This window comes from Bradyrhizobium sp. USDA 327, from assembly GCF_041262065.1.
GTDB lineage: Bacteria > Pseudomonadota > Alphaproteobacteria > Rhizobiales > Xanthobacteraceae > Bradyrhizobium > Bradyrhizobium liaoningense.
In genome coordinates this window covers 1582340-1593330 of record NZ_JBGCCW010000001.1, presented here as the reverse complement: position 1 = coordinate 1593330, position 10991 = coordinate 1582340, and the positions used below count along the sequence as shown (strand labels likewise).

Sequence of the window (10991 nt, the reverse complement as noted above, 5' to 3'; positions counted from 1 at the left end):
GGCGGCCCACGGGCCGCCTTTGTGGGCCAGTGGCCGAGCTTACTGGCTGTGGTTCTTCAGGACCTGGTCGCAGGCCTGCGAGATCTTGGTCCGGTTCTCCTTGAGGCAGGCCAGGATCGTGAAATCGCCCTGATCGATGACCGGACGGCAGAACTTCTGCACGTCGCGCGTGCAGGCCTTCTGCTCGGCGTCCGTGCCACGCCCTTGCTGAGCGAACGCCGCCGTCGAAAGGGATGCCGACAGCAGGGTAAGAGCGACGAGAAGATTACGCATTGTATTCCTTCATTCTGACGGCAGAATCGTACCGGACCCGGCTGCACAGGGCGAATGACCGGAGCGGATTGTTCTGATGGCAAGTCGCCGCAGGAGTGGCGGCCCAGAGAAGGCACAAGCACTGGCAAATGCGGCCAAATTGGCACCGCACGCGCCGAATCAGGTCTTCCCCGCGCCTTCATTCGCAGATGTAAGAGGTTGATACTACGTCATAATTCAGAAGATCTGCGTTTTACTGCATACCTGTTGCAGCGCTGCATCTGTCCGGCTTGCCTTTCCCGCCGGAAACATGCCGAAACATGGCAAATCGGGGGATCAAGCCTGGCGCGAGGCGTCGTGACCCGCCATCTCTGGCGGCCAGGCTTTGAACCTGACCCTGGCTCGAAGCACTAAACTTTCGATGTGGCGAGACGTTCTCAATGGGTAAGCGAACGTCGTTCCAAAACGGGATATTTGCGATGAAATTCTTTGGGCGATCTGGATTGGCAATCAAGGCGGCCGGCATCGGGGCGGCGCTGCTCTTCTCGGTTCCGGCGAGCCATGCTCAGTCGTCCGGACCGTTTGCCGGTTTCGACGGCGCGTGGACCGGCACCGGCACGGTGTCGTTGTCCGACGGCTCCACCGAGCGCATTCGCTGCAAGGCGGACTACAAGGTGGGCGGCAGCGGCCTCAACCTGAAGCAGGCGCTGCACTGCGCGTCCGACAGCTACAAGTTCAACCTCACCAGCGACGTGACGAGCCAGGGCGAGCGCATCTCCGGCAATTGGAGCGAGTCCAGCCGCAACATCTTCGGCAATCTGCAGGGCACCGCCGGCGGCGGCCAGATCGACGTGTTCGTCGAGGCCAACGGCTTTGCCGCCAACCTCTCGCTGCGCACCAACGGCAGCAAGCAGACGGTGCAGATCAGCTCCAAGGGCGAGATCCGCGGCGTCAACATCACGATGACGAAGGGCTGACGCCCTTCCCGCTGCGAAAGGATACAGCCTCCGGCTCTCGCGATCCGGGGGCTCTTTGCTGACTCGGCCATTTGGAGGCCTTCAAGGCTGCGCCGGAGGCGGCGCAATCGGCGCCCCGCTTCTGCTGAAGCTCCACGATCGATCTATCGTGCCGCATAGCGCATCCTCGGCCAAAACTCCGGCGCGGTCGTCCAGACCGCGCCGCTGCATGTCCGATGGACAAACCGCTCAGATCGCGGGCTTGTCGGGGCCCTGAAGCCTGGCGTGCAGATTGATCAGCCACATCGCCGTCGGTCGCAGGATGAAGAGGTCGGCGACGAGGGCCATGACCATCGAGAAGGCGCTGAGCCAGCCGAACAGCCGCAGCGACGGCAGGTCCGAGAACACGGTGACGACGAGGCCGCAGGCCAGCACCACCGTCGTCAGGATCAGCGCCGGACCGACCAGCACCGTCGCCCGTTCCACCGCGAGCGCCGAGCCGACGCCCGGCTTGCTCTCGAGCCTCAAGCGATTGAGGAAGTGGATGGTCGCGCTCAAGCCCAGGCCGAACGAGACGGTGAGCGCGACGACGCTGGCGAATTGCAGGCCCTCGCCCATCGCCCACAGCACCGTTCCCGACATCACCACCGGGAAGATGCCCGGCAGGATGCAGGCGAACATCACCACCCAGGAGCGGAAGGCGAGGCCGATGAAGATCGCGACCAGCGCGAATTCGACGGTAAGGCCGTGGTTCAACTTCTCGATCATGTTGGCCGAGTTGCGCGCAGCGATGGCGGCAAGACCCGTCACCGCAATCTCGTAGCCGGGATGCTTCTTGCGGACGGCGTCGAGCTCGTGGTCGAGCTTGTCGACGATCGGCAGGAGCTGGCTGGAATCCTTGTCCGGTACGCGGCCGGCGACCAAGACGGCATCCTGCTCGGCATCGATGAACCGCCGCACCAGATGCTCGGGGATGACGTTGACATATTCCTTCAACGTCGCGACGTCGGCGCTGCCCGCCTTCTCGGCCAGCCAGCGGCGCAGCGTCTCCAGCGACCAGACGTTGCCGACACCGGCCGACTTCTCCACGGTCGCATGCACGTCGGCGATGGTCTGGAGCGTCTCCGGCGAATAGAGCGTTTCGCCCTTGGGGAATGCGATCAGCACGTTGACCGGGTTGGCGCCGGTCAGCTTGGCATCGAGCCGGTCGCTGGCGGCGACCGCCTGGCGCTTGTCCGGCACCTGGTCGGCGAGCCGGTAGCGCGGCTCCAGATTGCCATAGATGACGCCAAGGCCGCCAACGAACAGCACTGCGATCAGGCTGAACAGGCCGGGACGGCCGACCATGCGCACCGCAATCCAGTAGCAGAAATTGCGCAAGGCCTGGACGCCGGCATCTGCGCTCTGGAACTTGACGGCGAACACCTTCTCGTTGCGCACGAGCAGCACGCCGAACACCGGCACCAGCGACAGCACCGCGACCAGCGCGATGATGGTGGCGGCGAGCCCGGCCTCGCCGAACTTGCGGATCAGGTCGGAGTCGGAGAATTGCAGCGCGATGAAGGAAATGCCGGCCGTGCCGTGCGTCAGCACGCAGGCGGGTCCCACCACCAGCACCGCGTTCTTGAACGCGGTGAACTTGTCCTGTCCTGCGATCAGCCGGTCGCGCGCGGCGAAGGTGAGCTGCATCGAGTCCGAGAAGCTGATGACCATGATGAGCGGTGTCATCACGTTCAGGAACATGTTGAGGTTGAAATTGGCCCAGCCGAGCGCGCCGAGCGCCAGCAGGATCGCGATCATCGGCGGGAATGCCGCCGCGACCATGAACGAGATCTTGCGGAAGAAGATGATGGCGATGATGCAGCCGGCGAGAATGCCGAGGATGTTGTAGGTCAGCCCGTCGCGCTCGACCGCGTTGCGGATCTCGAGTTGCATCACCGGAACGCCGGAGAGCTGCACGTTGAGCCCGGTGTCGCCGAGGTCCTCCTTCATCAGCGCGCGGATGTCGCCGACGGTCTTGGTCAGCTTGTTGGAGCCGACCACCTCAGGATCGAGCGAGAGCACGATCAGCGCCAGCGTGCCGTCCTCCGACAGCAGCTTGCCGCGGATGATCTCGTTGTTCTTGACGGTCTCGATGAACTTGTCATAGGCGGCGCCCTCGGGGAGCTCAGCCGGGAAAAGTGCCGCCGGCAGCTTGCCCGGGGCCGGCGCCTGACGCGCCGAGAACAGCGAGACCAGTCCGCGCGTGCCATCGACCAGTTGCAGGTCGGTGACGAAATCGCGCAGCTTCTCGAGGTTGCTGCGCTCCAGCAGGGTCTTGCCCTCGACCACGACGAGGACGTCGAACTCCTCGGCCGGGAACTTCTTCGTCACCTCTTCATACTGCTTGAATTCGCGGGTGTCGGAACGGAAGAGCTGCGACAGCGAATCGTCGATCTTGATCCGGTGGATGCCGAACACGGCGCCGACGATCAGCGCCAGCAGGACGATGCAGGAGACGATCGGCGCCCGGACGGCGATCAGCCCGAGGCGCTCCAGCCCGAAGGCGATCGAGGACGCAGGTCCCTGCTCGACCTTGTCGACATGAACCTCATTCTCGCTGTGCTTTTCGAGCATGCCTTGTCCAGTTCCTAGATCGGCTCGGTGTTGAGAGCTTATTGCGCCCCGCGAACGGCTTGAAAACGCCATACCAATGGGAGGCTTGCCCTTTGAAAATGCGCGGAAAATCGCCGCGAGGGGTTTAGCAGGTCAACAGGTCTTCTCGCAAGCAGGCGAAGCGTGGCCGAATCGATCAAGAAGCGGCGATTTCGGGTCCCGACCGCCTATCATCCCGGCGACGCTGTGCCAATCTGGCGCGGCGCCCGATCCGCGCTCTCGTCCTTCAGAGCCACGCCGGTGGTCTCCCGCGCGAGCCCCTCACGGACGAGCCAGGCGATCTTGAAGGCGGCCTCGTCGCAGCTCAACCCGGCGTGGTGGATGTTCGACACGCAATTGCGTTCGGCATCGGTACGGCCGGGCTTCGGTGCGAAGGTCAGATAGGCGCCGAGACTGTCGGGCGCGGACAGGCCGGGCCGTTCGCCGATCAGCATCGCGACCATGCGCGCACCGAGAATGGCGCCGATCTCGTCGCCGAGCGCGACGCGCGCGCCCGATGCGACAACGACATGGCCGATCGCGACGTCATTCCCTTGCGCAAGCAATGGCACCAGGCGCCTCACCACGACCGCCGCATGGGCGTGAACCGCCGCCGCGGACAGGCCGTCTCCGATCACAATCGCGAGCTGGCACGGCGCCGAGGCGCTTCGTGCCAGAAGCTGCGCCGAGCCGGGTTCAAGCTGTCGTCCCAGATCCGGCCGCCGCAGATAGTCGCTGCGATCGGCCGCCCGGCTCCTCACTTCGGTCACGGCAAGCCCAAGCGCGCCGAGATCGGCGACCAGGCGCGGCACATTGAAGGCGGCATGCACGGCATCGCGCGCGCGGGCATAGTCCAGCGTGAAATCAAGCAGCGCCCTCGTCGGCAGGCTCGCGCCGCTGCGCCCGAGCGCGACGCGCGCGGGCGTGAACGCCCGCAAATCGAGGGTCGGTCTGCGCGGCGGAGCCGGATCAGACATGTCGCATCATTCGGCCGGAACGGCGGCCTCGCGCAGGCGGATCGAATAGTTCGAGGCGTTCTGCTTGCCGCTGGAGGCCGCGCGCGCAAAGGTGATGAGATGGTGCGCGATCAGCGTGCAGCCGATCAGGCCCTCGATGTCGCCGCGCTTGATGCGTCCCAGCGCGAACTTCCAGAACACGCGCCTGTAGTCGCCGAGCACGCCGACCTTCCAGAATATGTTGCGCAACATGACGAGGCCGCGCCGGATGTTCGGCCAGGTCTTCATCTCGTCCGGCACCGGCATCTTGAGTCGGCGCGCGTAAACATTGTCGCATTGATACTGATAGCGCGCGTAAACCTTCTCGGGCGCGTAGGCGACCGCCATCGCATGCTTCCAGGATGCGACGACCTCGTCATAAGGCAACAGGAAGTCGACGTTGGAATCGCGGCCGTCGTCGTCGACCAGGCGGCCCTCGCGCTCCAGACGGTCCCATAGCGGCGTCTTCGGCAGCGCCTGGAGCAGGTTGATGGTGAGCAGCGGAATCCGGGACTCCTCGACGAAAGCGAGTAGCGCTTCCGAGGTGTTCGGCTTGTCGGTATCGAGTCCCATGATGATGCCGGACACGACCTCCATGCCGTAGGAGTTGATGGTGCGCACGCCCTCCAGGATCGGGACCATCATGTTGTGGTCCTTCTGCATCGCCTTCAGTGCATCAGGGTCGGGCGTCTCGATGCCGCAGAAGATGGTGACGAAATAGGCCTCGCGCATCTTCTCGAGGATCTCGGGCCTCTTGGCGATGTTGAGCGTCGCCTCACAGGCGAGACGCACCACGTAGCCGGTCCGCTTCTGCCATTCGATCAGATGCGGCAACAGGTCCAGCGCCGCCTTGCGGTTGCCGATGAAATTGTCGTCGACGAAATAGACCGTGTCGGTCATGCCGCATTCGCGCAGGCGATCGAGCTCGGCGATGATCTGCTGCGGCGACTTGATGCGCGGATTGCGGCCGTAGAGGCCGGGGATGTCGCAGAACTCGCACTGATAGGGACAGCCGCTGGAGTACTGGATGCTGCCGAGGAAGTATTTCTTCACGTCCGCGAGCTCGTAGGCCGGAATCGGAAACTCCGTCATCGGCACGCGGTCCCTGGTGGTCAGCACCACCTGGGCCTCGGGACGCGAGGTGTCGCGCGACAGGATCTCGATCAGCTGGTTGGTAGCGTCGCCGAGCTCGCCGACATGCAGATAGTCGAAGGACGGATAATAGTCCGGGCAGGCGCTGACCGAGGGCCCGCCGAGCGCGACCGGCAGATCGAATTCATGGGCACGGCGGCAGATGTCGTTCATCTGCTGGCGCTGGATGTGCATGCCGCTGACGAAGACCGCTTCCGCCCATTCGAATTCCTCCTTCGTCGTGCGGCGCAGGTTCTCGTCGACGAATTTGACCTGCCACTCTTTCGGAAGGTAGGCGGAGATCAGCAGCAGCCCCTGCGGCGGCATGAAGGCGCGGACGCCGTCGGTCAGGGGATAGGAATGCTCGAACGTGCCGAAGGACGAGGTGTAGCGCGGAAACACGCAGAGAATCCGCCGGGACGTTCCGTTACTTTCAGCTCGCATCAAAGCTCCCCCGCCACGCTCGACCGATAGTGCGGAAATTGCCAGCCAGACACAGGGTAATGCTGTCGCCGGAATTTCTCAATATTGTGGCACAAGCATAATTCCGGGGAGCGCCGATGGTTTCACCGGATGGAGAGCTGGCCGGCCGCCTCACGCGATCAACCGCGAGGCAAAATCGGGCAGCAGGCCTGCATCGCCGGCCAGACGGAAATCGGCGCCTGTAATTCCCGAGCGCACCAGCCAGTCGTCGAATTCCGGCGCGCGGCGCAAGCCGAAGACGTCGCGGACATAGAGCGCGTCGTGAAAAGACGTCGACTGGTAGTTCAGCATGACGTCGTCGGCGCCGGGGACGCCCATGATGAAGGTGACGCCGGCGGCGGCGAGCAGCGTCAGGAGGTTGTCCATGTCGTCCTGGTCCGCCTCGGCATGGTTGGTGTAGCAGATGTCGACCCCGAGCGGTAGGCCGAGCAGCTTGCCGCAGAAATGGTCTTCCAGTCCCGCCCGGATGATTTCCTTGCCGTCATAGAGATATTCCGGGCCGATGAAGCCGACAACGCTGTTGACGAGCAGCGGGGCAAAAGCGCGGGCGACCGCATAGGCGCGCGCCTCGCAGGTCTGCTGGTCGACCCCATGATGGGCGCCCGCCGACAGCGCCGAACCCTGGCCGGTCTCGAAATACATCACGTTCTGCCCGATGGTGCCCCGCCGCAGCGACAGCCCGGCCTGCTGCGCCTCTTTCAGGAGCGCGAGATCGATGCCGAAACTGCGGTTGGCCGCCTCTGTGCCGGCGACCGACTGGAAGACGAGGTCGACCGGCACGCCCTGCCCGATCAGCGACAGCGTCGTCGTGACATGGGTCAGGACGCAACCTTGCGTCGGGATCTTCAATCGCGCGATGATCTCGTCGAGCAGCCGCAGCAATTGGGCGATGACGGCAGGATCGTCACTCGCAGGATTGATGCCGATGCAGGCATCGCCGGCACCCAACAAAATGCCGTCAAGGATCGAGGCGGTGATGCCCCTGGCATCGTCGAACGGATGGTTCGGCTGGAGCCGCGTGCTCATCCGCCCCTTCAGCCCGATGGTATTGCGGAAAGCGGTGGTGACCTCGCATTTCCGCGCCGCCAGGATCAGATCCTGGTTGCGCATCAGCTTTGACACTGCGGCCGCCATCTCCGGCGTGATGCCGGGCGCGAGCTTGCGCAGGATCTCGGGCGTTGCGGCATCGGACAGCAACCAGTCGCGGAAGGCCCCAACGGTGAGCGATGCCACCGGCGCAAAGGCGCTGGCGTCATGGCTGTCGATGACGAGGCGGGTGACCTCGTCGGTCTCATAGGGAATGACGGCTTCCTGGAGGAATTGGCCGAGCGGCACATCCGCGAGCGCCATGCGTGCCGCGATCATCTGCTCGGAGCTGGCAGCGGCAATTCCGGCCAGCCGGTCGCCGGAGCGCGGCGGCGTCGCCTTGGCGAGCAGGTCGCGCAGATCAGGGAAGGTGTAGGTCGTGGCGTCGATGCTGTGACGGTAGACCAAGGGGCCTCTCCGGGGTTGGTCGGCCAACGGCCGACTCGAGGACTATCCTGAAACTATTCCTTCGGATCAAGGCGCTGAAATATCTTACCTTTCGTTCGACCAAAGACGAAGCAGGCCGACCGGCGCGTTAACGCCGCGTCCACCCTCCTCCTGCAAAGTTTTGCATCAATTCTACACGACCCCGCTCACCGGCCATTTCAGGCCATTCCGGGCCCCTGAACACCATGACATTAGACCGATCTGGGAATGCCACCAAGCTGGCAGGCCGTTTCACGCTCGCCACCAAGCTCTACGCGATCTTCGCGCTGTTCGCGCTGCTCACGGCCGCGATCGCGATGCTGTCCGACTACAACAGCCGCCGCAGCGCCGACCTGACCAGCGCGATCGAGACGGCGAATGCCGCCGCGCTGAACGTCGAGCGGGTCAACTCGCTGGTCTATGCGGTGGTGATGGAATCGCGCGGCGTCTACATGTCGACCGAGCCGGCCGTGGTGAAGAAATACGGCGAAGGCCTGCTCAAGTTCAACGCCCAGATCCTCGACGTCGTGAAGCGTTGGGAGACCATCGTCAAGGCCGACGATTCCGAGCAGTTTGCCACCTTCAAGAAGCGCATCGAGCAGTTCGTCGAGTTCCGCAAGGAGCTGGTGCGCCGCGGCGTCGAGATCAATGCAGCCGCGGGCCGCGAATGGGGCGACAACGACGCCAACCGCGCGGTGCGCTCGGCCCTGAACAAGGACCTCGAGGCGCTGTCCAAGGTCTATGCCGAGCGCGCCAGGCAGATCGCGCAGCAGACCGAGACCAATCGCGAATTGTCGTTCGTGCTGACCTGCCTCGGCGGCGTGGCGCTGGCCCTCGTCGCGATCGGCATCGTCATCATCGCCCGCTCGATCGCCCGGCCGCTCGCCTCGATCACCGCCACCATCAAGCAGGTCGCCGACGGCGCCGATAACGTCGTGGTGCCGCACTCCGACCGCGCCGACGAGATCGGCGCACTGGCCCGCGCGATCCAGGTGTTCCAGGACGCCATGGGCCGCAACCGCAACCTCGCCTCGCAAGTGTCGAACGACGCCGCCGCGCGCGAGGAGCGCGCCCGCCACATCGAACGATCCGTCGAGCAATTTCGCGAAGCGATCGGCGCGATCATGCGCGGCCTCAGCGACAACGCCTCGGTGATGCGCGAGACCGCGCAGACCATCACGCGCGTCACCGCGGACGCGAACAGCCGCGCCGGCACGGCGGCGAACGCCACAGAGCAGGCCTCGCACAACGTCACGGCGGTGGCGGGCGCGGCCGAAGAACTGTCGGCCTCGGTGGTGGAGATCGGCCGCCAGGTGCGCCAGAGCGCCGGCGCGGTCGAGCAGACCGGCCAGCGCACCGAGAAGTCGATCTCCGAGATCGAGAGCCTCGCCGCGGCCACGCAGCGCATCGACGGCGTGCTTAGCCTGATCCAGGCGATCGCCGAGCAGACCAATCTGCTGGCGCTGAACGCCACCATCGAGGCCGCGCGCGCCGGCGATGCCGGCCGCGGCTTCGCCGTCGTCGCCCATGAGGTGAAGGCGCTCGCGGGCCAGACCGCCAAGGCCACGGCCGAGATCAGCGAGAACGTCGCGATGATCCAGGCCTCGACCCGCAACGCCGTCGATGCCGTCCGCGAGATCGGCGGCGCGGTCCGCGAGATCAACGAGGTCACCTCGGCGATCGCCGGCGCCGTCAGTCAGCAGGACGCCGCGACGCGCGAGATCTCATCGAACGCGCAATCGGCCGCGCAGGGCAACGAGACGCTCGTGGCCAACATCACCTCGCTGCGCGATGCCATCGGCGAGACCGACACGGCGGCATCCTCGGTGCTGACGGCGGCGAGCAGCCTGACGGCGACGGCGGACACGCTGTCGCGCGAGGTGGAGAAGTTCTTCCAGAACTTGCGCTCGGGGTCGGCGGACAGCCGCCTCGCCAGGGCGGGATGACAGGGCGTGCCCGCCCGCGAAGCGGCGGTGGGCACGCTCCAAACAAAAAACTGAAAAACAACCCCATGCACAGTAGACGGGCGCAGCTTTATCAATGGCTTGGCGACCGGGTTTGACGATTGCGGATTTTACGAATCGATTTGACTCGTCGGGCAAAACACCGGCATGATCTCATCATGGTGATGGCGTGCCGCTTCGCACTCTCCCGGCCCGCGCGCCTCCGTGGCCTGGCCCCGGCGATCAGGCCTGCCGATCTCCGCTCAAGGCAAACGCTGTCAGTCCAGCGCCTTGCGAGGACGTGAGATCAGGCGCGCGGCTTCCATGACCTGTGGCGCCAGCTTCTCGCGCACTGCGTCCAGCGTCCATGTCGCGGTGGAGACCGAGCTGTGCACTGCGCCCAATGGACGCCCCCATTCGTCCGTGATCGCTGCGGCGACGCCGATCTCGCCGAGCAGCACTTCCTGGTTGGACACGCAAAAACCATCGAGGCGCGCCTGTTCGATGATCTGCAGAATGCGCATCCGGTCGGTGATCGTCATGGGCGTAAGAGCATGCAGCGCCCGCGAGTCCAGCAACGATTCAACCTCGGACACGGGCATCTGGGACATGATGGCGCGCCCGCCAGAGGCGCAATAGGCAGGTTGCCGCCGTCCGACCAGTGCGGCGGCGACGTTCATGCGATGCGCCGGCAGGCGGGCGATGTAGATGATCTCGCTGCCGTCGAGCTTGCCCATGTTGAATGTCTCGCCGGTACGCTCGCTGGCATCGATCAGATGCAGCAAACCGTCGTTGATCAGCGGGTCGGTGATGAGAAAGCCATGCGCCAGGTCGAGGGCGCGCACCGTCAAGCGGTAGCGCCGCGACTCCGGATTCTTCTCCAGATAGCCGAGCGCCGTCAGCGTGTGCGTGAGCCGCTGCGCTGAACTCTTGCCGAAGCCCGTGGCAATGCCGATCTCGCTGAGACTCATCGGCGCCATGCGACCGGCCACGACTTCCAGGACTCGCATCGCCCGCTCGACGGCGGCGACATAGAGACCATCGCCCTTATCGTCCTGCCTGCTCCCTGCCGGCCGTCCCATTGA

General features: G+C 64.9%; 8 protein-coding genes. 2 read left to right on the top strand and 6 right to left on the bottom strand.

All coding sequences use genetic code 11. From position 1 onward, the window contains the following. Positions 1-39: 39 nt before the first annotated feature. Positions 40-273: a hypothetical protein gene (locus tag ABIA42_RS07200; RefSeq protein ID WP_271528611.1), complete on the bottom strand. Its 234-nt coding sequence runs from the start codon at positions 271-273 to the stop codon at positions 40-42. Positions 274-731: 458 nt separating this feature from the next. Here ABIA42_RS07200 and ABIA42_RS07195 point away from each other — a divergent pair, with 458 nt between their 5' ends. Then, a complete protein-coding gene (locus ABIA42_RS07195) occupies positions 732-1229 on the top strand; it encodes a hypothetical protein (protein WP_271528612.1) in 498 nt (165 codons plus the stop codon). A gap of 228 nt (positions 1230-1457) precedes the next feature. On the opposite strand, the gene ABIA42_RS07190 is transcribed toward ABIA42_RS07195, so the two are convergent. The 4 genes from ABIA42_RS07190 to ABIA42_RS07175 all read right to left on the bottom strand — a co-directional run bounded on the left by ABIA42_RS07190 (position 1458) and on the right by ABIA42_RS07175 (position 7945). After that, positions 1458-3824, bottom strand: a complete 2367-nt coding sequence (locus tag ABIA42_RS07190; RefSeq protein ID WP_271528613.1) for an RND family transporter — start codon at positions 3822-3824, stop codon at positions 1458-1460. Between the two features lie 209 nt (positions 3825-4033). Next, complete coding sequence (eutC, locus tag ABIA42_RS07185) at positions 4034-4819, bottom strand: ethanolamine ammonia-lyase subunit EutC (protein WP_370114608.1); 786 nt, start codon at positions 4817-4819, stop codon at positions 4034-4036. A 6-nt stretch (positions 4820-4825) separates the two neighbouring features. Beyond that, a complete protein-coding gene (locus ABIA42_RS07180) occupies positions 4826-6412 on the bottom strand; it encodes a B12-binding domain-containing radical SAM protein (protein WP_271528615.1) in 1587 nt (528 codons plus the stop codon). Between the two features lie 150 nt (positions 6413-6562). Beyond that, a complete protein-coding gene (locus tag ABIA42_RS07175) occupies positions 6563-7945 on the bottom strand; it encodes an ethanolamine ammonia-lyase subunit EutB (RefSeq protein ID WP_271528616.1) in 1383 nt (460 codons plus the stop codon). Between the two features lie 224 nt (positions 7946-8169). Between ABIA42_RS07175 and ABIA42_RS07170 the strand changes: the two genes are divergently transcribed. Next, positions 8170-9909, top strand: coding sequence for a methyl-accepting chemotaxis protein (locus tag ABIA42_RS07170; RefSeq protein ID WP_370114610.1), 1740 nt, complete (start codon positions 8170-8172; stop codon positions 9907-9909). A gap of 275 nt (positions 9910-10184) precedes the next feature. Here ABIA42_RS07170 and ABIA42_RS07165 read toward each other — a convergent pair whose 3' ends face one another. Then, positions 10185-10988 carry an IclR family transcriptional regulator gene (locus tag ABIA42_RS07165; protein WP_370114612.1) on the bottom strand — a complete coding sequence of 268 codons (804 nt, stop codon included), beginning with the start codon at positions 10986-10988 and terminating at the stop codon, positions 10185-10187. Between the last annotated feature and the right edge of the window lie 3 nt (positions 10989-10991).

Excerpts from the sequence above, each read along its gene's own strand:
- ABIA42_RS07200 (WP_271528611.1), bottom strand. The coding sequence starts at position 273 with ATGCGTAATCTTCTCGTCGCTCTTACCCTGCTGTCGGCATCCCTTTCG.
- ABIA42_RS07195 (WP_271528612.1), top strand. The coding sequence starts at position 732 with ATGAAATTCTTTGGGCGATCTGGATTGGCAATCAAGGCGGCCGGCATC.
- ABIA42_RS07190 (WP_271528613.1), bottom strand. The coding sequence starts at position 3,824 with ATGCTCGAAAAGCACAGCGAGAATGAGGTTCATGTCGACAAGGTCGAG.
- eutC (WP_370114608.1), bottom strand. The coding sequence starts at position 4,819 with ATGTCTGATCCGGCTCCGCCGCGCAGACCGACCCTCGATTTGCGGGCG.
- ABIA42_RS07180 (WP_271528615.1), bottom strand. The coding sequence starts at position 6,412 with ATGCGAGCTGAAAGTAACGGAACGTCCCGGCGGATTCTCTGCGTGTTT.
- ABIA42_RS07170 (WP_370114610.1), top strand. The coding sequence starts at position 8,170 with ATGACATTAGACCGATCTGGGAATGCCACCAAGCTGGCAGGCCGTTTC.
- ABIA42_RS07165 (WP_370114612.1), bottom strand. The coding sequence starts at position 10,988 with ATGGGACGGCCGGCAGGGAGCAGGCAGGACGATAAGGGCGATGGTCTC.